The sequence below is a fragment of the Zavarzinia compransoris genome, assembly GCF_003173055.1.
Classification (GTDB): domain Bacteria; phylum Pseudomonadota; class Alphaproteobacteria; order Zavarziniales; family Zavarziniaceae; genus Zavarzinia; species Zavarzinia compransoris.
Genome location: NZ_QGLF01000005.1, coordinates 298,694 through 324,588 on the forward strand (window position 1 = coordinate 298,694; position 25,895 = coordinate 324,588).

Consider the following 25,895-nt stretch of genomic DNA (forward strand, 5'->3'; position numbering starts at 1 on the left):
CTCTATACCGTGTCCCGATGCACGACATGCAACAGTGCGTCGGGCAGGGCGCCGATCAGCTGGCGCAAGGGGGCGGGGTAAAGGCCGATGGCATCGAGGGCCGGGGTAGCGGCGTGGACCCAGCGGAATTCGAGGTCGGTTGCGCCGTCGCGGCAGCGGTGCACGATCTCGGTTTCGTGAAAACGCAGGGGCTCGGTCAAGGCGGCGTCGTGGATCAGGCAGAGTTCATGGACGTCCCGGCCGTCGAGCGTGAAGTAATTCTCGATCAGGCAGCGCAAGGGACCGATTGCCGCCGCGCGCGACAATTCCTCGCGGATTTCGCGGGCCAGGGTTTCGGCCGCGCTCTCGCCGAATTCGACCCGGCCGCCGGGCAGGGACCAGATATTCTCGCCGGCCGGACTATGCACCAGGACATGGTCGCCGGCGCGGATCAGGGCGGCGGCCCGCAATTGGAAGCGGGACGGGCCCGCGTCGAGTACGATCATCCGGCCGTGGGGCATGGCGCTTTCTCCTCAAGGGGGCGCGATGCTTACCCTTGAGGTGGGGGATTGTCAGCCCCCGAGACTGTAGGGGCCGCCCTTTTCGATCCCGGCCCGGTAGGCCGGGCGGGCGTGGATGCGGTCGACATAGGCGGCGAGCTTCGGGTATTTGGCCAATTGGCCGAAGGCCCGCGCCGCTTCCAGCACGAAGACCAGCATGAAGTCGGGGCCCGTGACCTCGGCGCCCATGAAGTATTCCTGGTCGGCCAACTCGCCTTCCAGATAGGACAGGTGATTGTCGATCTCGGACTGGATGCGCGGCCAGAGCGGCCCCGCGGCCTCGCCCAGGCGGCTGCAATAGAGCATCAGCATGACCGGCAGCATGGCCGAGCCTTCGGCGAAATGCATCCAATGGCTGTACTGGACCTCGCCCTCGACATCCGGCGGGGGGCCGAAGCGGCGCTTGCCGTAATGGGTGATCAGATAGTCGACGATGGCGCCCGATTCGGCCACGGTCAGGTCGCCGTCGCCGATCACCGGGCTCTTGCCCAGGGGATGCACGGCCTTCAGGCTGTCCGGCGCCAGCCGCGTCGCCGCGTCGCGCTGATAGGGCACGATCTCGTAAGGCAGGCCCAGTTCTTCGAGCAGCCAGAGCACGCGCTGGGACCGGGAATCGTTCAGGTGGTGGACCTTGATCATGCCGCTCTCTCCCTCAGGCGCCGTTTTCCGCCAAGGGTAGGCGAGGCGGCCGTGCTTTGGAAGCTCAGCCCTTCCGCCCGGCGAGAATGGCGCCGAGGGTGATGGCGAGGCAGGCGACCAGGATGCCGAGGCTCGCCTCCGCCTTGCCGGTCGCGATCAGGATCAGGGTGGAGGCCAGGGGGGCGGCATAGGCGAGGGCGCCGAGCAGCCGGGGATTGCCCCGCTTCATGCCGATATCCCAGAGCAGGAAGGCCGCCCCCACGGGCCCGAGGCCGAGCCCGGCCAGCGCCGCCCAGGCCCCCGCCCCGGCCGGCCAGACCCAGGTCTCGAACAGAAGATGCGCAGCGGCGGCGAGCACGGCGGTGCCCAGGGCATAGCCGGCGACGATGGCGCTCGGCACCGCGGCAAAGCGCCTCGACGCCAGCGAATAGGCGGCCCAGGTGACGGCGGCGGCCAGCGCCGCCAGATAGCCGCCCATGGCATCGAGGGAGAATTGCGCCTTCGGCCCGAGCAGGAAGGCGACCCCGCCCAGCCCGAGCAGGGCGCCGAGCACATGCAGCGGCCGCAGCCTTTCCCCCGGCAGGAGGGCGGAGCCGACCACGATCAGCAAGGGCCAGAGATAGCAGACGAGGCTGGCCTCGGCCGGCGGCGCCGCGGTCAGGGCGGTGAAATAGAGGGCGTGATAGCCGAACAGCCCGCCCAGCCCGACCGCCCAGGCGGCGGCCGGCTGGCGGTAGAGCGCGAAGCCCCGGCCCTGCACCAGATTGGCGAGCGCCAGCAGCAGGCCGCCGATGCCGAAGGTGACGGCGGTCATCTGAAAGGGGGGCAGGTCGCCGGCCAGCGCGGTCAGCACCGCGAGAACGGACCAGAGCGCGATCGCGCCCGTGCCCAAAAGCGTCGCGCGGCCGCTGGGGCCGCGCGTCGTCACCATCGTCATGCGGTGATCAGGCGTAATATTGGCCGCCGTTCGCGGTGATGGTCGAACCGGTGATGAAGCCGGCATCGTCGGAAGCGAGGAAGACCACCGCGCGGGCGATTTCCTCGGCCTTGCCGAGGCGGCCGACCGGGATCTGGCCGATGATCTTCTGGAGCACGGGCTCCGGCACGGCGGCGACCATTTCGGTGTTGATGTAGCCGGGCGCCACCACGTTCACGGTGATGCCCTTCGAGGCGCCTTCCTGGGCCAGCGCCTTGGTGAAGCCGATCAGCCCGGCCTTGGCCGCCGAGTAATTGGTCTGGCCGGCCTGGCCCTTCTGGCCGTTGATCGACGAGATGTTGACGATGCGGCCGAAACCGCGGGTGCGCATGCCCTCGATCACCGGGCGGGTCATGTTGAACAGGGAATTCAGGTCGGTGTCGATGACCTGGGTCCACTGCTCCAGCGACATCTTGTGCAGCAGGCCGTCGCGGGTGATGCCGGCGTTGTTGACGACGACCTCGACCGGGCCGAGTTCGGCCTCGATCTTGGCGAGGCCTTCCTGGCACTCGGCGAAGCTCGCCACATTCCACTTGTAGACCGCGATACCGGTCTCTTCCTTGAACTTCGCCGCCGCTTCGTCGTTGCCGGCGTAATTCGCCGCGACGATGTAGCCGGCATCCTTCAGCGCGACGGAAATGGCGTGGCCAATACCACGCGTGCCGCCGGTGACGACCGCAACCCGAGCCATGTTTTCCTCCAATGCCCTATATTCGCTGCAGAGAGACCGGCCGGGGTTTGGCCCCGGCCGGGTGACGGTTAAGGAGATCAGTCGCGCTCGACGGTCAGGGCGACGCCCATGCCGCCGCCGATGCACAGCGTGGCGAGACCCTTCTTCGCGTCGCGCTTCTGCATTTCGTGCAGCAGGGTGACGAGCACGCGGGCGCCCGAAGCGCCGATCGGGTGGCCGATGGCGATGGCGCCGCCGTTCACGTTCACCTTCGAGGTATCCCAGCCGAGATCCTTGTTGACGGCCAGCGCCTGGGCGGCGAAAGCCTCGTTCGCCTCGATCAGGTCGAGATCGTCGACGGACCAGCCGGCGGCCTTCAGCGCGGCGCGCGAGGCCGGGATCGGGCCCGTGCCCATGATCTTCGGATCGACGCCGGCCTGGGCCCAGGAGACGATGCGGGCGAGCGGGGTCAGGCCGCGCTTCTTCGCTTCCTCGGCGCTCATCAGGACCACGGCGGCGGCGCCGTCGTTGATGCCCGAGGCATTGCCGGCCGTGACCGTGCCTTCCTTGTCGAAGGCGGGCTTCAGCTTGGTCATGACGTCGATCGTGGCACCCTTGCGGATGTATTCGTCTTCCGAGACGACGATGTCGCCCTTGCGGGTCTTGATCGTGACGGGGACGATTTCATCCTTGAACTTGCCCGCGGCCTGGGCGGCCTCGGCCTTGTTCTGCGAGGCGACGGCGAAGGCGTCCTGCTCCTCGCGGGTGAGCTGCCACTGGCGCGCCACGTTCTCGGCGGTGATGCCCATGTGGTAGCCGTAGAAAGCGTCGGTCAGACCGTCCTTCAGCATGCTGTCGACGAACTTCAGGTCGCCCATCTTGGTGCCCGAGCGCAGGTGCGCCACATGCTGGGCCTGGCTCATGCTTTCCTGGCCGCCGGCGACGACGATGGCCGAGTCGCCGTTCTTCACCGCTTGGAAGCCGAGGGCGACCGCGCGCAGGCCCGAGCCGCACAGCTGGTTGATGCCCCAGGCCGGCACTTCGACCGGCAGGCCGGCGTTGACCGTGGCCTGGCGCGCCGGGTTCTGGCCCTGGCCGGCGGCGAGGATCTGGCCGAGGATGACTTCGGAAACATCCGCCGGCGCGACATTGGCGCGCTTCAGCACTTCGGTGATCACCGTCTGGCCGAGGACATGGGCCGGCACGTCGGCGAACGAGCCGTTGAAGGAGCCGACCGGAGTACGGGCAGCGGCGACGATGACAACGTCGGTCATGTGTTCTCTCCCAGATCTGCTGCGGCACCGCGCGGGGTTCGCCTGGTGCCTTCATCTGAATATTTCGGGCGGCTTTCCGGCCGTCGCGGCGCCACATTGCATGACCGGCCAACGGCGGTAAACGAGAAATTAGTCGCGGCCCCGCAACCGCTTTGCTGCGCCTTCGGTCTCACGCGGCGCTTGCGTCACGGCACCGCAACAAGCGAGAATGCCGCGGAAACGTCCCCCAGAACGATTGGTACGGCTGTGGCAAAAAAAACGATTGGCGAAGCGCCCGTCACCATCAAGAAATACGCCAACCGGCGTCTCTACAACACGGCGACGTCGAGTTACGTGACACTCGATCACCTGTGCCAGATGGTGAAGAACGGCGAGGATTTCGTCGTCTATGACGCCAAGACGGGCGAGGACATCACCCGTTCCGTGCTGACCCAGATCATCTTCGAGGAAGAGGGCAAGGGCCAGAACCTGCTGCCGATCCGCTTCCTGCGCCAGCTCATCCGCTTCTATGGCGACCAGCTTCAGGGCGTGCTGCCGAATTATCTCGAACTGTCGATGGAATCCTTCGCCAAGAACCAGGAGCAGGTGAAGAGCGTGATCTCCGAGGCGTTCTCGGGCAAGAACCCGCTGCGCACCTTCGAGGAACTGGCGCGGCAGAATTTCCAGCTGTTCGAGCGCGCGATCCGCGCCTTCTCGCCCTTCGCCGCGCTGCGCGCCGCGACCGGCGACAATCCGACCGGGGAACTGCCGTCCATGGCGCCGGTCGCCGGCGGTTCGGAAACCGAAATCTCGGCCCTGCGCGCCCAGATCGAGGCGATGCAGCGCCAGCTCGACGGCATCGCCAAGAAGGCCGAGCCGGAAAAGGCCCCCACGGCCGAAGAATAAGCCTTTCCCGTCACCGGGCCCATCACCGGGGTGGGATGGCGAGCCGTTCCAGCCGCTTCGGCGGCGCCCCGGCGATCAGGCTCGCCGCCTCGATCAGCGGCAGTTCCGCCCGGCCCAGGCTGCGGGCGGCACCGATCAGGGCTTCCACCATGCCGATGGCCCGGCCGAGGGCGGTCAGGGCGGTTTCGCCCGCGCTCATATGGGCCGCCAGCGCCGCGCCCAGCGAGTCGCCGAGGCCGTGGGGCGGATCGGCGGCGGGCCGGGTGCGGGCCAGCCAGGCCGTGCCCCCGACCAGGGCCAGGGTGCCGAGATCGCCCTCCGGCAATTCCAGCGAGGTCGCGACGGCGACCGGCACCTTCAGGGCGTCCAGGGCCCCAAGGGCGGCGGCAAGGTCCGGGAGCGGCCGCCCGGCCAGATATTCCAGTTCGAAGTGGTTCGGCTTCACCGCGTCGGCCAGCGGGATCAGGTGGTCGCGGAAGACCTCGGCGATGCCGTCGCGGACATAGCGCCCGCCGTCCCGGTCGCCGATCACCGGATCGATCACCACCAGGGCCGCCGGATTGGCCGCCCGCACCCGGCGGATGGCGTCGGCCGCCAGATGGCCGGTCTCGACCGTGCCGAGAAAGCCGACGATCACCGCATCGATGCGGGCAAGCATGCCGATCCGTTCCAGCCCGTCGATCACCCCGCGCAACAATTCGACCGGCAGGGCCCCGCCCCCCGGCGGGCCGTAGCCCGGATGGGCGGAAAGCAGCACGGTCGGGACCTCGATCACCTCGCAGCCGAGCGATTGCAGCACGAAGACCGCGGCCGAATTGCCGACATGGCCGTGGGCGACTCGGGACTGGATGGAGAGGACGATCGGGGCCGACATGGCCGCCAGCTTGGGCGCGGACCGGTTCGAAGGCCAGCCTGCTTTCGCTAAGCGGTAAAATTGCTGCGTTGCGACCTTGCCTGTCGTCCAGGCCTGACTATAGTCGGCGCCAATTTCGCAATTTATTTCCGATCGATGGGGAAATCATGAGCACTGTCCGGCCGCGCCGCTCTGTTCTCTACATGCCGGGGGCGAATGCCCGCGCGCTCGACAAGGCCCGCAGCCTGCCGGCGGACGGCCTGATCCTGGATCTCGAGGATGCGGTGTCGCCGGATTCCAAGGACCTGGCCCGCACCCAGATCGCGGAGGCCCTGAAGACCGGCGGCTATGGCTTCCGCGAAGTCGTCGTCCGCACCAACGGCCTCGAAACCCCCTGGGGCCTGGACGATATCAAGGTCCTGGCGCCGCTCGGCCCCGATGCCATCCTCCTGCCCAAGGTCGAGGATGCGGCGACCATCCTGAAGGCGGAAGCCCTGCTGAACGAGGCGGGCGCCCCGGCCACGACCACGATCTGGGCGATGATGGAGACCCCGCTCGGCATCCTGCGCGCGGCGGAGATCGCGGCCGCGTCGAAGCGCCTCACCTGTTTCGTCATGGGCACCTCGGACCTGACCAAGGACCTGCATTCGCGCCATACGCCGCTGCGCCTGCCGATGCTGACCTCGCTCGGCATCACCATGCTGGCGGCCCGGGCCTATGGCCTCAGCATCCTCGACGGCGTCTATCTCGACCTCAAGGACGAGGAGGGCTATCGCGCCTCGTGCCTCCAGGGCGTCGAACTCGGCTTCGACGGCAAGACCCTGATCCATCCCAATCAGGTCGAGGGCGCCAATGAGGTCTTCGCGCCGTCGGAGGCGGAAATCGCCTGGTCGCGCAAGATCATCGACGCTTTCGCCGCGGCGGAAGCCGAGGGCAAGGGCGTGGTCCTGGTCGACGGCAAGCTGATCGAGAACCTGCATGTCGACAATGCCAAGCGCATCGTGGCGCTGGCCGACGCCATCGCGGCGCGGGGGTGAGGCGATGAGCACCAAGACCGCCCCCAAGACCGCCAAAGGCAATTTCTTCGAGGACTTCAAGGTCGGCCAGGAGCTGGTGCACGCGACCCCGCGCACCGTGACCGAGGGCGATGTCGCGCTTTATACCGCGCTGACCGGCAGCCGTTTCGTCGCCCAGTCGTCGGCCGCCTTCGCCCGGGCGATCGGGCTGGCGGGGGCGCCGGTCGACGACCTGCTCACCTTCCATGTCGTCTTCGGCAAGACGGTGCCGGACGTCTCGCTGAACGCGGTCGCCAACCTCGGCTACGCCCAGGGGCGTTTCCACAAGCTGGTGGCGCCGGGGACGACGCTGTCGACCACCTCGACGGTCGCCGGCCTCAAGGAAAATTCGAACAAGGAGACGGGCACGGTCTATGTCCGCTCCGTCGGCCGCGACGATGCCGGCGACCTCGTGCTCGACTATTACCGCTGGGTCATGGTCAGGAAGCGCGACAAGGCGAGCCCGGCGCCCGAAGCGGTGGTCCCCGACCTCGCCCCGGTGGTCTCGCCCGAGTTCCTGACCGTGCCGGCCGGCCTCGACCTTTCGACCTTCGATAGCGTGCTGTCGGGCTCGCCCCATCTCTGGGACGATTACGCCGTCGGCGAGAAGATCGACCATGTGGACGGCATGACCATCGAGGAAGCCGAGCACATGATGGCGACGCGCCTCTACCAGAATACGGCGCGCGTCCACTTCAACCAGTTCACCGAGAAGGACGGCCGTTTCGGCCGGCGCCTGATGTACGGCGGCCACGTCATCTCGCTGGCGCGGGCGCTGTCGTTCAACGGCCTCGGCAATGCGCTCTTCATCGCCGCGATCAACGGCGGGCGCCATGCGGCCCCGACCTTCGCCGGCGACACGCTGTTCGCGTGGTCGGAAGTGAAGGACAAGGCCGAGATCCCGGGGCGCAGGGATGTGGGCGCGCTGCGCCTTCGCCTCGTCGCCACCAAGAACCTGCCGGCGGCGGATTTCCCCGAGTCGGGCGAGCATGTCGTGCTCGACTTCGACTATTGGGTGCTGATCCCGCGCCGCTGAACGTGTATCGCCATCCCGGCGCCCGCCGGGGTGGCCCTGGAAGCGCTGCTTCCACTTTTGACTTAGGTTTCGTTGACTGGCGGTGATCCGCCTTTAGTATCAGGCCGTTTGGCGGGCCGCCCTGGCCCGCCGCGTATCGGCCCCCCACGGGGGGCAACCAAAGGTCGGGCTGGGGTTCGACCCAACAGAATGAGGACCAGCGATGGCTCAATTCGAGCGTCCGCTTTCGCCGCATCTCCAGGTCTACCGACTGCCGCTGACCGCCCTCGCCTCGATCACGCACCGCGCGACCGGCGTCGGCCTCGGCTTCGGCACGCTGCTGCTCACCTGGTGGCTGGTCGCCGCCGCGTCGGGCCCCGATGCTTATGCCACCTTCCAGTGGTTCGCCGGCTCCTTCGTCGGCCTTATCATCCTGTTCGGCTTCACCTGGGCGCTTTGCTTCCACCTGCTGAACGGCCTGCGCCACCTGTTCTGGGACGCGGGCTGGGGCTTCGACAAGCAGGTCTCGCACAAGGCGTCGCTCGCCGTCGTCGCCGGGTCGGTCGCGCTTACCGTGATCGTCTGGCTGGCCGCCTATATTTTCTGAGGTCGCAACCATGGCTTCCCCCCGTAGCTCCCTTCGTTCGCCGCTCGGCGCCGTCCGCGGCCTCGGCTCGGCCAAGGACGGCACCCATCACTGGTGGTTGCAGCGCGTCTCGGCCATCGCCCTGGTGCCGCTCACCATCTGGTTCGTCGCCAGCCTCGTCGTGCTGGCCGGCAGCCCCTATGAAGTCTTCGTCGGCTGGGTGGCGCAGCCGCTCGTCGCCGTGCTGCTCGGCCTCTTCGTCGGGGTCGGCTTCTGGCACCTGAAACTCGGGGCCCAGGTCGTCATCGAAGACTATATCCACGCGGAATCGACCAAGCTGATCGTTTCCATGCTGGTGAATTTCGCGACCGTCGTGCTTGGTGCCGCGGCCGTTTTCTCGATCCTCAAAATCGCGATCTGAGTGACGTCATGCCCCAGGCTTATGCAATCACGGACCATACGTTCGACGTCGTGGTCGTCGGCGCCGGCGGCGCCGGTCTCCGCGCCACCTTCGGGATGGCGGAACGCGGTCTGAAGACCGCCTGTATCACCAAGGTGTTCCCCACCCGCTCCCACACCGTGGCGGCGCAGGGCGGCATCTCCGCCGCTCTCGGCAACATGGGCGAGGACGACTGGCGCTTCCACATGTACGACACCGTCAAGGGGTCGGACTGGCTGGGCGACCAGGACGCCATCGAATACATGTGCCGCGAGGCTCCGGCGGCGGTGGTCGAACTGGAACATTACGGCGTGCCCTTCTCGCGCACGCCCGAGGGCAAGATCTACCAGCGCGCCTTCGGCGGCATGACCACCCATTTCGGCAAGGGCCAGGCCCAGCGCACCTGCGCCGCCGCCGACCGGACCGGCCACGCCATCCTGCACACGCTGTACCAGCAGAGCTTGCGCTTCGACGCCCAGTTCTTCATCGAGTATTTCGTGCTCGACCTGATCATGGAGAACGGCGAGTGCCGGGGCGTCGTCGCCTGGTGCCTCGACGACGGCAAGATCCATCGCTTCCGGGCGAAGATCGTCGTGCTGGCCACCGGCGGCTATGGCCGCGCCTATTTCTCGGCGACCTCGGCCCATACCTGCACCGGCGACGGCGGCGGCATGGTGCTGCGCGCTGGCCTGCCCCTGCAGGACATGGAATTCGTGCAATTCCACCCGACCGGCATCTACGGCTCGGGCTGCCTGATCACCGAGGGTGCCCGCGGCGAAGGCGGCATCCTGCGCAATTCCAACGGCGAAGCCTTCATGGAACGCTATGCGCCGTCGGCCAAGGACCTGGCCTCGCGCGACGTCGTCTCGCGCGCCATGACCATCGAGATCCGCGAGGGGCGCGGCGTCGGTCCGAACAAGGACCATATCTACCTGCACCTCGAACATCTCGACCCGAAGATCCTGCACGAGCGCCTGCCGGGCATTTCGGAATCGGCCAAGATCTTCGCCGGCGTCGACGTCACCAAGCAGCCGATCCCGGTGCTGCCCACCGTCCACTACAACATGGGCGGCATCCCGACCAATTATCACGGCGAAGTCGTGACCCTGAAGGACGGCAATCCGGATCACGTGATCCCCGGCCTGATGGCGATCGGCGAGGCGGCCTGCGTCTCGGTCCATGGCGCCAACCGCCTCGGCTCCAACTCGCTGATCGATCTCGTGGTGTTCGGCCGCGCCGCCGCCATCCGCGCCGCCGAGATCGTGAAGCCGGGCGAATCCCAGCGCGACCTGGCCAAGGATTCGGCCGAGCCGGCGCTCAGCCGCTTCGACGGCTTGCGCAACGCCAAGGGCGGCACGCCGACCGCGGTCATCCGGGCTAAGATGCAGCGGGTGATGCAGAACAATTGCGCGGTGTTCCGTACCGGCGACGTGCTCGACGAGGGCAAGGGCCTGATCAAGGAAGTCTGGGACCTGTGGTCGGACGTCGGCGTGACCGACCGTTCGGTGATCTACAACAGCGACCTGATGGAAACCCTGGAACTGGACAACCTGCTGCGCCAGGCCCTGGTCACCATGACCGGCGCCGCCAACCGCCAGGAAAGCCGCGGCGCCCACGCCCGCGAGGATTTCGCCAATCGCGACGACGAAACCTGGATGAAGCACACGCTGGCCTGGGCCGACGAGCAGGGCAATGTCGCCCTCGACTACCGTCCGGTCCATACCTACACGCTCACCGACGAAATCGAATACATCACGCCGCGCCCGCGCGTTTACTGAGCGCGACCGGCGGGATTACGAAAGGCAAGGCCAATGGTTGAATTCGCACTGCCCAAGAATTCGAGGGTCGGCACCGGCAAGACGGTGAAGGCCGCGAAGGGCGCCAAGCGCGTGAAGGCGTTCAAGGTCTATCGCTACGACCCGGACACCGGCAAGAACCCCAGCCTCGACACTTACGAGGTCGATCTCGATCAATGCGGGCCCATGGTCCTGGACGCCCTGATCAAGATCAAGAACGAGTTGGACCCGAGCCTCACCTTCCGGCGCTCCTGCCGCGAGGGGGTGTGCGGTTCCTGCGCGATGAACATCGACGGGGGCAATACGCTCGCCTGCACCAAGGCGATCGAGGACGTGAAGGGCGAGGTCAAGATCTATCCGCTGCCGCATATGCCGGTGGTGAAGGATCTGGTCCCCGACCTGACCCATTTCTACGCCCAATACGCCTCGATCAAGCCGTGGATGCAGACCGAGACCCCGGCCCCGACGCGCGAGCGGCTGCAATCGAAGGACGACCGCGAAAAGCTCGACGGTCTCTATGAATGCATCCTCTGCGCCTGCTGCTCCACCTCCTGCCCCAGCTACTGGTGGAACGGCGACCGTTATCTCGGCCCGGCGATCCTGCTCCAGGCCTACCGCTGGCTGGTCGACACCCGCGACGAAGGCACGGGCGAGCGCCTCGACAATCTCGAGGACCCGTTCCGCCTCTATCGCTGCCACACCATCATGAATTGCGCCAACACCTGCCCCAAGGGCCTGAACCCGGCCAAGGCGATCGCCGGCATCAAGCAGATGATGGTCGAACGCCGGGGCTGACCGTCCTGCCGCGATGATGAAGAGCCGGGCCCGAGGGGCCGGCTCTTCAAGCCCTTCGCCAGCTCATTCGACATGCGATGTGCCCCCGGGGCCCGACCGTTGTAAACTGTTGCGGCGTCTCTGGAGGAAATCGAGATATGCCACCCTCCTCTTCGAAATCCGGTCTCTATGATCGCGATTTTTATGCCTGGGCCAATGAACAGGCTGCCCTTCTGCGTGCCGGGAAGCTGGCGGCGGCCGACATTGAGAATATCGCCGAGGAAATCGAGAGCATGGGCAAGACCGAAAAGCGGGAATTGGCAAATCGTCTCGCCATATTGTTCCTGCACTTGCTGAAATGGCAGTTTCAGCCTGTACGGCGGGGGTCTTCCTGGGAAGCGACCATCAGGGTGCAGCGGCGCGATCTCGCGGTTCACCTTAAGGACAATCCCAGCCTGAAATCGAGAGTCCCGGAAGTCATCGAACAGGCCTATGGCAATGCCTTGATCCTGGCTGCGGATGAAACCGGTCTGCCGGAGATAACCTTTCCGGCCAAATGCCCTTGGTCGTTCGAGAAAATTATAGACGATCAATTTTGGCCGGAGGAAAGAAGTGCTCCATAGCCGTATCGGCTAGGTCGGGCCCCGACCGTTTCGGGCGGGCTCACGCCCCGAACACCGACCATTGCATGCGCTGGGACAGGATCTCCAGCGCCGCCGATCCCAAGACGGAATTGCCCTGGGCGTCCAGCCCGGGCGACCAGACGGCGATGGCGGCCTTGCCGGGGACGACGGCGAGAATGCCGCCGCCCACGCCGGATTTGGCGGGGATGCCGACCTTGAAGGCGAAGTCGCCCGAGCCGTCGTAATGGCCGCAGGTCAGCATCAGGGCGTTGATGCGCTTGGCCCGGCCCGCCGACACCACCCGGCCGCCGGCGGTGGGATGGCGCCCGCCGAAGGCCAGGTAGCGGCCGGCCAGGGCCAGTTGGCGGCAGGTCACGGCGATGGCGCAATGATGGAAATAGACCCCCAGCACTTGTTCGACCGGGGCGCGCAGATTGCCGAAGGCGCGCAGGTAATTGGCCAGCGCGGCGTTGCGAAAGCCGGTGTCCTGTTCCGAGCGGGCGACCTTCTGGTCGATGTGGATGTCCTCGTCGTCGGCGATGAAGCGCAGGAAGCGCAGGATCTCGCCCAGCGCCACCTTGGGCGTATGGCCGGCCAGGATGGCATCGGCGACGACGATGGCGCCGGCATTGATGAAGGGATTGCGCGGGATGCCCTTCTCGTATTCGAGCTGGGTGATCGAGTTGAAGGCATTGCCCGACGGCTCCCGCCCGACCCGGTTCCACAGGGTATCGCCCACCTTGCCCAGCGCCAGCGTCAGGGTGAAGACCTTGGAGACGCTCTGGATCGAGAAGGGCGTCTCCGAATCGCCCGCCGCCGTAAGGGTGCCCTCGGCATCGACGACCGCGATGCCGAATTGCCCGGGATCGACGCCGGCCAGTTCCGGGATATAGGTCGCGACCTTGCCGCGTTCGGTACGGCCGGCCATGTCGGCCGCGATGGCGGCGACGGTTTCGGCAAGGGAAAGTGACATACAGCCTCGGGTTCGGTTGGTCGGGGCGCCGCAGCTTACCAATAATTAGGGAATACGGATCACGATGTCGGGCATCAATGCATGCGGGACAATCGTCCAAGAGGGCCCCAAGATGTTTGCAACGCGCCGTAGGGAATTCGAGGCTGAACTCGCCTCCGCCAAGTCAGCCGCGACCGCGGCCGAAGGCTCGCTCGCCGAAGTGAAGGGCGAGCTGGCGGCATTGAAGCAGATGCTCGATGCCATGCCGGTCAATGTCATGATGTGCGAACTCAAGGATTTCTCGATCACCTATATGAACCGGACCTCGGTCGAGACCCTGCGCAAGCTCGAACACCTGCTGCCCGCGAAGGCCGATCAACTGCTCGGCCGCTCCATCGATATCTTCCACAAGAATCCGGCGCACCAGCGCCGCATGCTGTCCGACCCGAAGAACCTGCCGCATCGCGCCCGCATCAAGCTCGGGCCCGAGATCCTGGACCTTCAGGTCTCCGCGATCCGCGACGTCCAGGGCAATTATATCGGTCCGATGCTGACCTGGTCGATCATCACCGACTTCGTGAAGAAGGAGCAGCAGACCAAGCTGCTGATGCGCATGATGGACGACATGCCCATCAATGTGATGACCGCGGACAAGGACACGCTGGAAATCAACTATATCAACCGCACCTCGACCACGACGCTGAGGGCGGTCGAACACCTGCTGCCGATCAAGGCCGACCGCGCGCTCGGCACCTGCATCGACATTTTCCACAAGAACCCGTCGCACCAGCGCCGCCTGCTGGCCGACCCGCGCAACCTGCCGCACAATGCCAAGATCAGGCTCGGGCCCGAGACCCTGGACCTGCGGGTCTCCGCCATCATGGACGACGACGGTTCCTATATCGGCCCGATGGTGACCTGGTCGATCGTGACCAAGACGGTCGAGGTCATCGACAGTTTCGAGCGCAACGTGAAGACGGCGGTCGAATCGGTCGCCGGCTCGGCGGATGAAATGCGCTCGGCCGCCGATGTCATGGCCGCGGTGGTGCAGGAAACCGTCGCCCAGTCGGAAACCATCGCCACCAATGCCGACGAAGCCTCGTCCAACGTCCAGACGGTCGCCGCCGCGACCGAGGAACTGGCCGCTTCGGTCGCCGAGATCGGCCGCCAGGCGACCCAGTCGTCGACCGTGGCCCAGGCCGCGGTCGCCCAGGCGGAAAAGACCAATGTCACCGTGAAGGGCCTGGCCGAGGCGTCCGAGAAGATCGGCGCCGTCGTGAAGCTGATCAACGATATCGCCGGCCAGACCAACCTCCTCGCCCTCAATGCGACGATCGAGGCGGCCCGCGCCGGCGAGGCCGGCAAGGGCTTTGCCGTCGTCGCCTCGGAGGTGAAGAACCTCGCCAACCAGACGGCGAAGGCGACCGAGGAAATCGCCGGCCAGATCACCTCGATCCAGGGCGCGACCCACGACGCGGTCGGGGCGATCACCGCGATCACCCAGACCATCAGCCAGATCAACGAAATCGCCGGCGCCATCGCCGCCGCGGTCGAGGAACAGGGCAGCGCCGTCCACGAGATCAGCCGCAACGTCCAGGAAGCGGCGGGCGGCACTCGCGAAGTGACCAACAATGTCGCCGCGCTGAGCCAGGCGACCAGCGAATCCGGTGCTGCGGTCTCGAAGGTCGCCAGCGGTGCCATCTCGCTGGCCGATCAGGCGGCGCTGATGCGCGGCGAAGTGGCCAAGTTCCTGGATGAAGTGAAGAAGCTCTGACCGCGGCTTCGACCCAAGCGACGGGCCGCTCCGAAAGGGCGGCCCGTTTCGTTTGGGGATGGCATGCGGGGGCAGCGGTCTGCTCCTCACCCCGCCCTCTCCCCGCAAGCGGGGCGAGGGGGGTTACACGGCGTAGCTGCGGGCCAGGGCCTCGGCCCGGTGTTCGGCGTCGATGGCGCGGGGAATGGCGCCCTCGATGCGGGCGAGATGGGCGAGGTCGCGGAAATGGCGGGCGACGGTGGGGCGCCGCCGTGCCCGCTCCGCCAGCACCGGGGCAAGGCCTGCGGTCGCCCCGGCCCGCAGCGCGCTGTCGATCCAGCATTCGATGAACAGGTCGCGCTGGGCGTTGCTGCCGCCGATGCGGGCAAGGCCGGGCAGGGCGGCGGCGAAGGCGGCGGCGGCCGTGCCATGGTCGCCCCGGGCGCGGGCGGCAAGGCCGGCGGCCAGCGGCAGGGCGACGCCGGTCCAGTCGCGCTGGCGGTGGCGCTTGGCCAGCGGCGCCTGGGCGGTCAGGCTGGCCAGGAAACGCTCGGCCTGGGCCGGGCCGGCACCGCGCAGCAAGGCCATCAGGTAGTGAAGATCGAGGAAGGGCTCGATGTGATCGATCTCGCGCGCGGCGACATGGCGCGCCAGATCGTGCCAGCGGTGGCCGACGTTGACGCCCCGCGTCTCCAGCCGCCACAGCAGGGCGGCGGCATTGACCTGGTCCTGGGCGCAATCCTTCCAGACGCCCCAGATGCGCGTGTCATAGAGCGCCAGGGCGGCGCCGGCATCGTCGCGATCGAGATGCATCAGGGCGAGATGCCACCAATTATGCGTCAGCATGAAGGAATTGCAGTCGTCCCAACTGTCGGCATGGCTTTCCAGCCAGTCGATGCCCTCGTCGATCCGGCCCTCGGCAGCCAGGACATGGGCGACGGCGTGATGGGCCCAGGGTTCGCGCCGGCGCAGGTCGACGGCGTGGCGGCCGGCGGCTTCCGCCTCGCGCAGCCGGTGGTTCTCGACCAGGGCGAAGGCGCGCATGCCATGGGCATGGGGATCGTCGCGGCTGGCCGGCAGCGTGGCTTCGGACAGCGCCAGCATGCCGGCCGCATCGCCCTGGTTGAACTGGTGATGCTGGCAGAGCTTGACGCTGGCGAGGTCGCCCGGCCAATGGGCGGCGATATCGAGATGCAGGCGGATGGCGAGATCCGTATCGCCCTTGGCCCAGGCTTCGACCGCCAGCAGCCACAATTGCTCGCGCCTTGTCGCCTTCTCGACCTGCTGGCGCGCCCGGGCCAGGAAGGGCCGGGCCGCCCGCCGCCCGGCGGCGGATTCGAGGAAGAGGTTGAGCACGGCGCCCAGCACCTGCGCCATCACGCAGCGGGGATCGGCCGCGACACCCTCGAAGATGACGCTGGCCGACTGGCCATAGCCCAGCCATTGCTCGATCATGCGGTTGATGGCCGAAACGGCCGCGGGATTGTCGGTGGTGACGTCGTTGCCGCGCGCATCTTTCTGCATGGGCCCCCTCCCGCTTATGTCCGTTACAGTTTGGGGACAGATGCGGCGCACAAGCAAGCCCGGGAACGCCGGAACCGGAGAAGACGAGAAAGCCCGGCAGCGGGGGGCACTGCCGGGCTTCCCGAAGGCCGAAAGGGGGATGATCGGCCATCGTCGCCGCCATCGGGGGGGGGACGGGCGGCGTTTTCGACGAGGGTACGCTGACGGTTTTGTTTATAGGGCAAAAGCTCTAACGAATCGTGAAAGGCGATTCGGGGCGGGGGTGGCCCGGGCTTGCCGTCTTGCGACACCGACCTCCGGCCCTGCGACCTTCGGCCGATTGTCTCGATCCAATCGCAGCAGCGCGATTGCGGCAGGCGGAAATGGGCGCTAACGTTTTCCATCAATCGGCCCCGGCAATAAGAGCGACAGCCGAACGGGGCTCTTCCGATGGGGGTTGGAATTTGCGGATCTACCTGGCGGCGGGCGATGCCCGTTCCTGTCCTGAGCTGTCGTTTGCGTCCTGCCGGCCTTGCGGCAAAGGGGGCTGAGCCATGGAATATCTGGTTCAGCAGCTGATCAACGGCATCACCCTCGGTTCGGTCTACGCCCTGATCGCCATCGGTTACACGATGGTTTACGGCATCATCGGCATGATCAACTTCGCCCATGGCGAGGTCTATATGATCGGGGCCTTCGTCTCCCTCATCGGCATCATCGTCATGGGCCTGGTCGGGCTCACCTGGGTGCCGCTCGCGCTGTTCCTCGTCCTGCTCCTGGCGATGGCGATCACCGCGCTCTACGGCTGGTCGATCGAGCGCATCGCCTATCGGCCCTTGCGCGGGTCGTTCCGGCTGGCGCCCCTGATCTCGGCCATCGGCGTCTCCATCTTCTTGCAGAACTATGTCCAGATCGCCCAGGGCGCGCGGCCGAAGCCGATCGCGCCGGTGATCCGCGGCGGTTTCGAGCTGATGACCAGCGCGGACGGTTTCACCGTCACCCTGTCCTACCTCCAGGTCTTCATCGTGGTGCTGACCATCGCCCTCATGGTCGGCTTCACCTATCTGATCACGCGCACCAGCCTCGGCCGGGCCCAGCGCGCCTGCGAGCAGGACCGCACCATGGCGTCGCTGATCGGGGTCGACGTCGACCGCACGATCTCGATGACCTTCGTCATGGGCGCGGCGCTGGCCGCCGTCGCCGGCATGATGGTCACCCTCTATTACGGCGTGATCGACTTCTATATCGGCTTCCTCGCCGGGGTGAAGGCGTTCACCGCGGCCGTGCTCGGCGGCATCGGCTCCCTGCCCGGGGCGGTGCTCGGCGGGCTTCTGATCGGGCTGATCGAGGCGCTGTGGTCGGCCTATTTCTCGGTCGAATACAAGGATGTGGCGGCCTTCACCATCCTCGTCTTCGTGCTCATCTTCCGCCCGACCGGCCTGCTCGGCCGGCCCGAAATCGAGAAGGTGTGACCATGGCCGTCGCTCACGCTTCGATCGGCGGCGCCCGGGTGGCGCTCAGCCCGCCGCTGGCGGCGCTCCGGGATGCGGCCCTGGTCGCCCTCGTCGCCATGGCCCTGGCCGGGCCCATCGTCGGCTTGCAGACCCTCGACCGGGGCGGGCAGCTGACCGTCGATCTCCGCTTCACCGAGGTCGCGATCGGCATCGTCCTCGTCTTCTTCGGCCGGCTCGGCCTGGCGCTCGGCGAGCGCGGCTTGCCGGTGCCGGCCTATGGCATCGGCGCGGCGCTTATCGCCGCCGGCTTCCTGCTGCCCTGGCCGGCGGGCCTGCTGCAGGTGCTGTCGGTCGCGGCCGGCGTCGCCCTGGTGCTGCGGGGCGTCGCGGGCCAGGTCGGGGCGCATCGCGCCGCCATGGCCCGGGCCCCGACCGACGAGGACGACGCCAGGGCGGAGCGCCTGCGCCGGCTGTTCACCAAGGGGCTCGGCGCGCTGCTGCTGGTCGCGGCGCTGCTGCTGCCGCTGATGCCCTTCGCCAATTCCTATATACTGGATACGGCGATCCGGGTGCTCACCTATATGATGCTGGCCTGGGGCCTCAATATCGTGATCGGCCTCGCCGGGTTGCTGGACCTCGGCTATGTCGCCTTCTATGCGGTCGGGGCCTATACCTATGCCCTGCTGTCCAAAGACCATGGCTTCGGCTTCTGGGGCGCGCTGCCGATCGCCGGGCTGCTGGCCGCCAGCTTCGGCGTCCTGCTGGGGTTCCCGGTGCTGCGCCTGCGCGGCGACTATCTCGCCATCGTGACGCTTGGCTTCGGCGAGATCATCCGCATCGTCCTCCTCAACTGGACTTCGTTCTCGGGCGGGCCGAACGGCATCGGCTCGATCCCGCGGCTGACCTTCTTCGGCCATCCTTTCGTCCGCAATGCGCCCGAGGGCGTGGTGCCCTTCCACCAGTTGATGGGCATCGAGTTTTCGCCGCTGCACCGCTCGATCTTCTTCTTCTACCTGATCCTGGTGCTGGCGCTTATCGTCAATGTCTTCACCATCCGCATCCGCCGCCTGCCGGTGGGGCGGGCCTGGGAAGCGCTGCGCGAGGACGAGATCGCCTGCCGGGCCCTTGGCATCAACCCGACCAACACCAAGCTGACGGCCTTCGCCATCGGCGCCATGTTCGCCGGTTTCGCCGGCTCCTTCTTCGCCACGACCCAGAGCTTCGTCTCGCCCGAGAGCTTCACCTTCCTCGAATCCGCCATGATCCTGGCGATCGTCGTGCTGGGCGGCATGGGCAGCCAGTTGGGCGTGGCGCTGGCCGCGATCCTGGTCATCGGCCTGACCGAGGCGTTCCGCGGCCTGGCCGAATACCGCATGCTGGTGTTCGGCCTCGGCATGGTGCTGATCATGGTGTGGCGGCCGCGCGGGCTGCTGGCCCATCGCGATCCCACAGTCCTGCTGCACGGCCGCAAGGGGGTGACGCGATGAGCGCACCCCTGCTCCAGGTCGAGCACCTGACCATGCGCTTCGGCGGGCTGACGGCGATCAACGACGTCTCCTTCGAGGCGCAGAAGCGCCAGATCACCGCCGTCATCGGCCCGAACGGCGCCGGCAAGACCACGGTGTTCAACTGCCTGACCGGCTTCTACAAGCCGACCGTCGGGCGCCTGACCCTGACCCGCCACGAGACCGGCAAGGCCTATCTGCTGGAACGCCTCGACGATTTCCGCATCACCCAGACCGCCGGCGTCGCCCGCACCTTCCAGAACATCCGGCTCTTCGCCGGCATGTCGGTGCTCGAGAACCTGCTGGTCGCCCAGCACAACCGCCTCATGGTCGCTAGCGGTTACAGCCTGCTCGGCCTGGTCGGCTGGCCCAGCTATCGCGCCGCCGAGCGCGAGGCGATCGAGCGGGCGCGCTTCTGGCTCGACCGCACCGGCCTTCTGGCGCGGGCGGACGAGCCGGCGGGCTCGCTTCCCTACGGCGACCAGCGCCGGCTGGAGATCGCGCGGGCCATGTGCACCGGGCCGGCGCTGCTCTGCCTCGACGAGCCGGCGGCAGGGCTGAACCCGCGCGAATCGGCGGAACTCAACACGTTGCTACTGATGATCCGCGACGATTACGGCGCCGGCATCCTTCTGATCGAACACGACATGAGCGTGGTCATGGGCATTTCCGACCACATCGTGGTCCTCGACTACGGCCGCAAGATCGCCGAGGGCACGCCCGCCGAGATCAAGGCCAACCCGGATGTCATCCGCGCCTATCTGGGCGAGGACGACGAGGCGGAAGGAGCGGTGGCATGAGCACGCCGCTCCTGAAGATCGAGGGCCTGCGCGCCGCCTATGGCGCGATCGAGGCGCTGCGCGGCGTCGACGTCGAGATCCATGCGGGCGAGATCGTCACCCTGATCGGGGCGAATGGCGCCGGCAAGTCGACCCTGCTGATGTCCATGTGTGGCAAGCCGAAGCCGACGGCGGGCCGCATCCTGCTGGACGGCCAGGACATCACCGGCCTGCCCACCCATAGGATCATGCGCATGGGCGTCGCCCAGAGCCCGGAGGGGCGGCGCATCTTCCCGCGCATGACCGTGCTCGAGAACCTGCGCATGGGCGCCGTCGTCACCGACCCCGCCTTCTTCGACGAAGACCTGGAGCGCGCCTTCGCCATGTTCCCGCGCCTGAAGGAGCGCCAGCACCAGCGCGGCGGCACGCTGTCGGGCGGGGAGCAGCAGATGCTGGCGATCGCCCGTGCCCTGATGAGCCGGCCGCGCCTTCTCCTTCTCGACGAACCGTCGCTGGGCCTGGCGCCGATCATCGTGCGCCAGATCTTCCAGGTCATCCGCGAGATCAACGCGAGCCAGGGCATGACCGTGTTCCTGGTCGAGCAGAATGCCTACCACGCCCTGAAGCTGGCCCACCGCGGCTATGTGCTGGCGGGCGGGCGGGTGCAGATGAGCGGCTCCTCCGCCGATCTCCTCGGCAACGAGGAAGTGCGCGCGGCCTATCTCGAAGGCGGGCATTGAGATGGCAGAGATTTTCGATACCACGCTCGGCCCCTTCATCGGCCTGACCCTGGTCCTGTTCGGCCTGTGCAGCTTCCTGGCCGGGCAGGCGGTGGCGGAAACCTGGCGCCCGGCCTGGGTGGCGGTGGCGGCGGGCTTCGGCGTCGCGATTTTCGACCGCTTCCTGCATTGGGGCCTGTTCTCCGGCCACCTGTGGTCGCTGCAGGGCTATGTCCTGAACGGGATCATCCTGTCGGCCTATGCCCTGGTCGGCCACCGGCTGACCCTGGCGGCCAAGATGGCGCGCCAGTACCCCTGGCTTTATGAACAGACCGGCCCCTTCACCTGGCGCGACCGCGCGCCGGAGAAGACCAAGGTCGGGTGACGAATTCGGGATCGGCCCGTTGCGCGGGCCGTGTTGTTGTGTCTAGGCTCTTGTCCTGCGGCGCGTTACCCGGTCGCCATGTCGGCGTCGAGACGCGTCGGGGGAGATTATCGGAGGATCGCATGAAGCAGCTCAAAACCGGGCTCGCCGCCGTTGCCCTGCTTGCCGGCATTGGCATCGCCGGCGTTGCACAGGCCGATATCGTCATCGCCACCGCGGGGCCGATGACCGGCCAATACGCCGCCTTCGGCGAACAGATGCGCCGCGGTGCCGAACGGGCGATCGCCGACATCAACGCCGCCGGCGGCGTGAACGGCGAAAAGCTGAAGCTCGAAGTCGGCGACGACGCCTGCGATCCGAAGCAGGCCGTGGCGGTCGCCAACGACCTCGTGAACAAGGGCGTGGTCTTCGTCGCCGGCCACTTCTGTTCGGGTTCGTCGATCCCGGCCTCAGCTGTCTACAACGAGAATAACATTCTTCAAATCTCGCCGGCTTCAACCAATCCATTGTTTACCGAAGAAGCGGCTGTCAAGGGTTGGACCAATATCTTCCGAACCTGCGGACGCGACGATTATCAAGGGGCGACTGCATCGAAGTATATTATCGAGCACTTGAAGGGAAAGAAGGTCGCGGTCCTTCACGATAAGTCGGCGTACGGCAAGGGCCTTGCCGATGAGACGGTCAAAGGGCTCGAAGCCGGGGGTGTCAAACCCGTATTGTATGAAGCCTTCACGCAAGGCGACAAGGACTTCACCGCATTGATTTCCAAGATCAAGGCGGCGGGTGCGGATGTCATTTATCTTGGCAGTTATCATACCGAAGCGGCCCTCATCGTTCGGCAAGCCTCGGAACAGGGATTGAAGGCGACATTTCTTTCCGGGGATGCGGCGAATACCGCCGAAGTCTGGTCCATTACCGGCGAAGCGGGCGAGGGGTTCCTTTTCACCTTTGCTCCTGACCCGCGCCTGAAGCCCACCGCGGCTAAGGTCGTCGAGGAGTTCAAGGCTGCCGGCTATGATCCTGAGGGTTACACCCTGTATACCTATGCGGCGATCCAGGTCTGGGCCGATGCGGTAAAGACCGCCGGCGGGACCGATACGGCGAAAGTTGCCACAGCGATCCGCGCGGGTACGTTCCCGACCGTCCTGGGCGACCTCAGCTTTGATGCCAAGGGCGATGTAAAGAATCCCGAATACATCGTTTACGAATGGTCGAAGGGCCAATACGCCGAGAAGAAGTGATCGGCGCGGCTTCGTGACGGGAAGGGCCCGGCCGGCGACGGCCGGGCCTTTCTGTTTTGGGGCCCTTCTGTTTCGGGAATAGTCGCGGTTGCGCCGAATCGTGACGAACCTTAGCGTCGGCGGAATGGTGGCTCGTGAGGGGGCGGGAGTATGCGCAAGCTGGTTCTGGGGTTGGTGGCGCTGGTCGCCTTTGCCGCCACCGTGGCCTGGTTCTGGACCCAGGGCGGGCCGCGCGGCACCGCGCCGATGGCGAGCACCCCGACGGCCAGCCTGCCGGAGATCGTGATCGGCCTGGGCGCCCCCCTGTCCGGCGAACGGGCCGGCTTCGGCGAGCAATTGCGCATCGGCGCCGAATTCGCCGTCGAGGTGATCAACGGCAACGGCGGCATCGAGGGGCGGAAGGTCCGGCTGCTCGTTCGCGACGATGCCTGCGACGGCGACAGGGCCCGCGCGGTCGCCGCCGAATTCGTCGCCGCCAAGGCGGCCGGGGTGATCGGCCATTTCTGTTCCGCCGCCAGCGCTGCCGCGGCCGAGGTCTATGGGCCGGCCGGCACCGTCATGGTGACGCCCGCCTCCAGCGATCCGCGGCTGACGCAAGGGGCGCCGGCGGGCACCGGCCTCGTCTTCCGCACGGTCTGGCGCGACGATTATCAGGGGCTGATCGCGGCCGCGCTGGTGAAGCAGACCCTGGCGGGCAAGAAGATCGGCGTGGTCCGCGACGGCACGCTCTACGGCCTTCAGGTGGCGACCACCTTCAAGGCGGCGGCCGCCAAGCTGGACTTGCCGGTGCCGGCGGCGGATCTCGAACTCGGCTCCGCGCTGGCGCCCAAGGCGGCGGCGGCCAAGTTGAAGTCGGCCGGGGTCGGCGTCGTCTTCCTGGCGGCGGCGCCGGCGGCGGCCGGTCCCCTGGTCAAGGCGCTGCGCGAGGCGGGCGTCACCGCCTCGATCATCGGGCCCGACAGCCTGGCCAGCCCGGAATTCGGCGAGGCGGCGGGCAAGGCGGCGGACGGCGCCATCGTCACTTTCGCGCGCAATCCCCTCGACTATCCGACCGCGGCCAAGGCGGTGGAGCGCCTGCTGGCGGCGCGCAAGGACCCCTCGGGCTATGCCCTTAACGCCTTTGCCGCGATCGAAGTGGTGACCGCGGCCCTGCGCCTCGAAGTCAAGCCCGACCCGGCCGCCGCCATCGACGGCAAGCGGCTGGCGGCGACCATCCGGGTCAACCGCTTCTCCACCGTGCTCGGCGAAATGTCCTTCGACGCCCATGGCGACCTGACCAAGCCCGGCGTCGTCTATTACGTCTGGAAGGGCGGCAAGCTGACGGTGATGTGAGGTCCGGTTCAATCCGTCAGCAAGACGGTCCGGGCGCTTGGCGGCATCGATTGCAGGACGGGCAAGATCCACAGGCTGGCGCCGAGATCGGCGAGCAGCGGTTCCGCCGGCGCCGCGGGATCGGTCGGATAGGTGGCGCGCACCTTGATCACCCAGCCGTCCTTGATGGCGACCAGGACCTTGGTTCTGGCCGGCTTGCCGTCCAGGACGATGTTGAAGACCGCGCCCGTGATCTTGGGCAGGCCATCGGCTGCCGGCAGGTCGAGGGCTGCGGGTGTCGCTTCCGGATGCGCCCCCCTGATGAAGTCCGCGGTTGCGCCGACCACGGCCTCGGCGGTGAGACCCGTGTTGCGCGTGGCGTAGGCGGTCAGCTTGCCGCCGAAAAAGGCGTAGTCGCAGGCGACGTCGTCGCCGTCCCGCGGGTTCGGGAAGACGAAGAGGCGAATCAGCCGGTCCGCCTCCGCCATGCGGGCCAGGGGGCAGGCCATGCCGCTTTGCACATGCTGAATGTCGTGTTCGCCCTTCAGGCGAAAGATCAGGCTGCCGTTGGGGACGGATGCGATGAGGGCGGTGCGGGGGTCCTGGGCCTCGGGCACCGGCACGGCGGCCGCCGTTTCCGCCGGCGGCGTGGCGCAGGCGCCGAGGCCCGCCGTCACCGCCAGCATCCAGAGCAAGAAAAGCCGGCCTGTCATGAGCGCCCCGCGGTATTATTTTTCGCTGCGATCAGGACGCGAAATATATCACCGATTTCCCGCAAAAAAACGCTCAATATCGAAACAGCGGGGCCGGGGGCCGCCGTAGAAGAGGTCACTTCAGCCGGTCGGCTTTCGGCAACGGCGCCACGATGCCGCCGGCGGGCAAGTCTTCGCCGCCCTGAACCTGCGCCTGGAGAAAGGCGTGGAGCAACCCGGCCCGGGTCAGCCAATGGCGTACGCTCTTGCCGTCGACGTTCCAGGGCAGGCTGCGCCGGGCGAGATAGGGTTCGAGGACAGGGGACGCCTTGCCGTAAAGGGTCATCACGCGGGATGAGCCGGCGATACGGAACAGGCGTCCCGGGCCGGTCATGAGAGGGTGCCGTCCCCGACCGCATCGGCCACGCCGGTGAAACCGTCGCGGGCCAGCAGGGCCGCCAGTTCGCGCTTGATCGCCCCGACAGCCCCCGGCCCGCGATAGACCATGGCGGTATAGAGCTGGATCAGGTTGGCCCCCGCCCGGATCTTGGCATAGGCATCCGCGCCGGTGAAGACGCCGCCGACCCCGACCAGCACCGGCCCCGGCCCGCCCAGGCGGCGGATCGCGGCCAGCAGGGCGGTGGAGGCGGCGAAGATCGGCCGGCCCGACAGGCCGCCCCGTTCCGCCTTCTTGTCCGAGGTCAGGCTGTCCGGGCGGGCGGCGCTGGTATTCGCCACCACGAGGCCGGCCAGGCCGTGGCGCAGGGTGACCTCGGCGATCGCCAGCGCCTCGCCCTCGGTCAGGTCGGCGGCGAGTTTCACCAGCATGGGGGTGCGGTAATTCGCCCGCGCCTCCAGCAATCGGCGAAGCAGATCATCCAGTTTCACCGGGTCCTGGAACATCCGGCCGTTTTTCGTATTGGGACAGGAGACGTCGACGGTCAGGTAATCGGCGATCGGGGCGAAGCTGCCGACCAGGCGCACGAAATCCTCGGCCGGGTTGTCGCTGTCGGTGTTGCTGGCGAGATTGATGCCCAGGGGAAAGCCCGGCCTGCGGCCGGCGCGCACCCGGGCGGCGACGGCGATCTCGCCCTGGTTGTTGAAGCCCATACGATTGATGGCCGCAAAATCGCCATCAAGGCGAAACAGCCTTGGGCGAGGATTGCCGGCCTGGGGCTTGGGCGTGACGCCGCCGACCTCGGCGAAGCCGAAGCCGAGGCGGGGCAACTGGCGGGCGGCGACGGCATTCTTGTCGAAGCCCGCGGCAAGGCCGACCGGATTGGCGAAATCGAGGCCGAGCGCCCGGACCGCCAGCACCGGCGGATTGGTACCGGCGCAGACCGGCGGCAGCAGGCCGTGGCGCAGCAGGTCCAAGGCCAGGCCATGGGCGGTTTCGGGTTCAAAGTGCCGGAGGATCGGCCATACTAGCCGGTACCAGCCGACGGGGGCATAGGGAGACGCGGTCATGATGGTGGGA

27 protein-coding genes are annotated in these 25,895 nt (G+C 67.2%); 16 read left to right on the top strand and 11 right to left on the bottom strand.

The annotated features are described in order from the left end of the window. Nucleotides 1–2: 2 nt before the first annotated feature. From DKG75_RS18330 to DKG75_RS18350, 5 genes are all read right to left on the bottom strand, one after another. A complete protein-coding gene (locus tag DKG75_RS18330) occupies nt 3–500 on the bottom strand; it encodes an NUDIX hydrolase (protein WP_208111882.1) in 498 nt (165 codons plus the stop codon). Nucleotides 501–551: 51 nt separating this feature from the next. Next, nucleotides 552–1,178, bottom strand: coding sequence for a glutathione S-transferase family protein (locus DKG75_RS18335; protein WP_109922616.1), 627 nt, complete (start codon nt 1,176–1,178; stop codon nt 552–554). A 64-nt stretch (nt 1,179–1,242) separates the two neighbouring features. After that, nucleotides 1,243–2,115, bottom strand: a complete 873-nt coding sequence (gene yddG, locus DKG75_RS18340) for an aromatic amino acid exporter YddG (protein WP_243746402.1) — start codon at nt 2,113–2,115, stop codon at nt 1,243–1,245. Nucleotides 2,116–2,122: 7 nt separating this feature from the next. Then, nucleotides 2,123–2,845, bottom strand: a complete 723-nt coding sequence (gene phbB / locus DKG75_RS18345) for an acetoacetyl-CoA reductase (RefSeq protein WP_109922618.1) — start codon at nt 2,843–2,845, stop codon at nt 2,123–2,125. A gap of 77 nt (nt 2,846–2,922) precedes the next feature. After that, the gene (locus DKG75_RS18350; RefSeq protein WP_109922619.1) at nt 2,923–4,098 is read right to left on the bottom strand and encodes an acetyl-CoA C-acetyltransferase; all 1,176 of its coding nucleotides are present in this window, start codon (nt 4,096–4,098) and stop codon (nt 2,923–2,925) included. A 246-nt stretch (nt 4,099–4,344) separates the two neighbouring features. On the opposite strand from DKG75_RS18350, the gene phaR reads away from it, so the two are divergent. Then, nucleotides 4,345–4,983, top strand: coding sequence for a polyhydroxyalkanoate synthesis repressor PhaR (gene phaR / locus DKG75_RS18355; RefSeq protein ID WP_243746403.1), 639 nt, complete (start codon nt 4,345–4,347; stop codon nt 4,981–4,983). Between the two features lie 22 nt (nt 4,984–5,005). Here phaR and pdxY read toward each other — a convergent pair whose 3' ends face one another. Then, nucleotides 5,006–5,857, bottom strand: a complete 852-nt coding sequence (gene pdxY, locus DKG75_RS18360; RefSeq protein WP_109922620.1) for a pyridoxal kinase — start codon at nt 5,855–5,857, stop codon at nt 5,006–5,008. Nucleotides 5,858–6,000: 143 nt separating this feature from the next. Between pdxY and DKG75_RS18365 the strand changes: the two genes are divergently transcribed. The 7 genes from DKG75_RS18365 (at nt 6,001) to DKG75_RS18395 (ending at nt 12,124) form a co-directional block, all read left to right on the top strand. Next, entirely contained in the window at nt 6,001–6,873 is an 873-nt protein-coding gene (locus DKG75_RS18365) for an HpcH/HpaI aldolase/citrate lyase family protein (protein WP_109922903.1), read from the top strand. Between the two features lie 4 nt (nt 6,874–6,877). After that, nucleotides 6,878–7,927, top strand: a complete 1,050-nt coding sequence (locus DKG75_RS18370; RefSeq protein WP_109922621.1) for a MaoC family dehydratase — start codon at nt 6,878–6,880, stop codon at nt 7,925–7,927. Nucleotides 7,928–8,129: 202 nt separating this feature from the next. After that, a complete protein-coding gene (sdhC, locus tag DKG75_RS18375; protein ID WP_109922622.1) occupies nt 8,130–8,513 on the top strand; it encodes a succinate dehydrogenase, cytochrome b556 subunit in 384 nt (127 codons plus the stop codon). A gap of 10 nt (nt 8,514–8,523) precedes the next feature. After that, complete coding sequence (sdhD, locus tag DKG75_RS18380; protein WP_109922623.1) at nt 8,524–8,913, top strand: succinate dehydrogenase, hydrophobic membrane anchor protein; 390 nt, start codon at nt 8,524–8,526, stop codon at nt 8,911–8,913. Between the two features lie 8 nt (nt 8,914–8,921). Beyond that, entirely contained in the window at nt 8,922–10,709 is a 1,788-nt protein-coding gene (gene sdhA / locus DKG75_RS18385; RefSeq protein WP_109922624.1) for a succinate dehydrogenase flavoprotein subunit, read from the top strand. A 33-nt stretch (nt 10,710–10,742) separates the two neighbouring features. Beyond that, entirely contained in the window at nt 10,743–11,522 is a 780-nt protein-coding gene (locus DKG75_RS18390; protein WP_109922625.1) for a succinate dehydrogenase iron-sulfur subunit, read from the top strand. Nucleotides 11,523–11,659: 137 nt separating this feature from the next. Further along, a complete protein-coding gene (locus DKG75_RS18395) occupies nt 11,660–12,124 on the top strand; it encodes a DUF29 domain-containing protein (RefSeq protein WP_109922626.1) in 465 nt (154 codons plus the stop codon). Nucleotides 12,125–12,164: 40 nt separating this feature from the next. Here the strand turns inward: DKG75_RS18395 and DKG75_RS18400 are convergent, their stop codons facing one another. After that, a complete protein-coding gene (locus DKG75_RS18400; RefSeq protein WP_109922627.1) occupies nt 12,165–13,097 on the bottom strand; it encodes a glutaminase in 933 nt (310 codons plus the stop codon). A 112-nt stretch (nt 13,098–13,209) separates the two neighbouring features. Here DKG75_RS18400 and DKG75_RS18405 point away from each other — a divergent pair, with 112 nt between their 5' ends. Further along, nucleotides 13,210–14,850, top strand: coding sequence for a methyl-accepting chemotaxis protein (locus DKG75_RS18405; RefSeq protein WP_208111884.1), 1,641 nt, complete (start codon nt 13,210–13,212; stop codon nt 14,848–14,850). A gap of 123 nt (nt 14,851–14,973) precedes the next feature. On the opposite strand, the gene DKG75_RS18410 is transcribed toward DKG75_RS18405, so the two are convergent. After that, on the bottom strand, nt 14,974–16,353 hold the full coding sequence (locus DKG75_RS18410) for a tetratricopeptide repeat protein (RefSeq protein WP_109922629.1): 1,380 nt from the start codon (nt 16,351–16,353) through the stop codon (nt 14,974–14,976). Nucleotides 16,354–16,886: 533 nt separating this feature from the next. Here DKG75_RS18410 and DKG75_RS18415 point away from each other — a divergent pair. From DKG75_RS18415 to DKG75_RS18445, 7 genes are all read left to right on the top strand, one after another. Continuing rightward, entirely contained in the window at nt 16,887–17,804 is a 918-nt protein-coding gene (locus tag DKG75_RS18415; RefSeq protein ID WP_109922630.1) for an ABC transporter permease subunit, read from the top strand. Nucleotides 17,805–17,806: 2 nt separating this feature from the next. After that, the gene (gene livM, locus DKG75_RS18420; RefSeq protein ID WP_109922631.1) at nt 17,807–19,273 is read left to right on the top strand and encodes a high-affinity branched-chain amino acid ABC transporter permease LivM; all 1,467 of its coding nucleotides are present in this window, start codon (nt 17,807–17,809) and stop codon (nt 19,271–19,273) included. Next, entirely contained in the window at nt 19,270–20,091 is an 822-nt protein-coding gene (locus DKG75_RS18425; RefSeq protein WP_109922632.1) for an ABC transporter ATP-binding protein, read from the top strand. Before livM ends, DKG75_RS18425 begins: the two co-directional genes overlap by 4 nt. Further along, nucleotides 20,088–20,810: an ABC transporter ATP-binding protein gene (locus tag DKG75_RS18430; RefSeq protein ID WP_109922633.1), complete on the top strand. Its 723-nt coding sequence runs from the start codon at nt 20,088–20,090 to the stop codon at nt 20,808–20,810. The genes DKG75_RS18425 and DKG75_RS18430 overlap by 4 nt, the downstream gene beginning before the upstream one ends. A gap of 1 nt (nt 20,811) precedes the next feature. Continuing rightward, nucleotides 20,812–21,174: a DUF6867 family protein gene (locus DKG75_RS18435; RefSeq protein ID WP_109922634.1), complete on the top strand. Its 363-nt coding sequence runs from the start codon at nt 20,812–20,814 to the stop codon at nt 21,172–21,174. A 122-nt stretch (nt 21,175–21,296) separates the two neighbouring features. Next, nucleotides 21,297–22,415, top strand: coding sequence for a branched-chain amino acid ABC transporter substrate-binding protein (locus tag DKG75_RS18440; RefSeq protein ID WP_109922635.1), 1,119 nt, complete (start codon nt 21,297–21,299; stop codon nt 22,413–22,415). A 150-nt stretch (nt 22,416–22,565) separates the two neighbouring features. After that, nucleotides 22,566–23,747 carry a branched-chain amino acid ABC transporter substrate-binding protein gene (locus DKG75_RS18445; RefSeq protein WP_109922636.1) on the top strand — a complete coding sequence of 394 codons (1,182 nt, stop codon included), beginning with the start codon at nt 22,566–22,568 and terminating at the stop codon, nt 23,745–23,747. An 8-nt stretch (nt 23,748–23,755) separates the two neighbouring features. On the opposite strand, the gene DKG75_RS18450 is transcribed toward DKG75_RS18445, so the two are convergent. The 3 genes from DKG75_RS18450 to DKG75_RS18460 form a co-directional block, all read right to left on the bottom strand. Then, complete coding sequence (locus DKG75_RS18450; protein WP_109922637.1) at nt 23,756–24,439, bottom strand: hypothetical protein; 684 nt, start codon at nt 24,437–24,439, stop codon at nt 23,756–23,758. A 115-nt stretch (nt 24,440–24,554) separates the two neighbouring features. Next, nucleotides 24,555–24,812 carry a hypothetical protein gene (locus DKG75_RS18455; protein ID WP_109922638.1) on the bottom strand — a complete coding sequence of 86 codons (258 nt, stop codon included), beginning with the start codon at nt 24,810–24,812 and terminating at the stop codon, nt 24,555–24,557. Next, nucleotides 24,809–25,885, bottom strand: coding sequence for a quinone-dependent dihydroorotate dehydrogenase (locus tag DKG75_RS18460; RefSeq protein ID WP_109922639.1), 1,077 nt, complete (start codon nt 25,883–25,885; stop codon nt 24,809–24,811). Before DKG75_RS18460 ends, DKG75_RS18455 begins: the two co-directional genes overlap by 4 nt. Nucleotides 25,886–25,895: the final 10 nt, after the last annotated feature.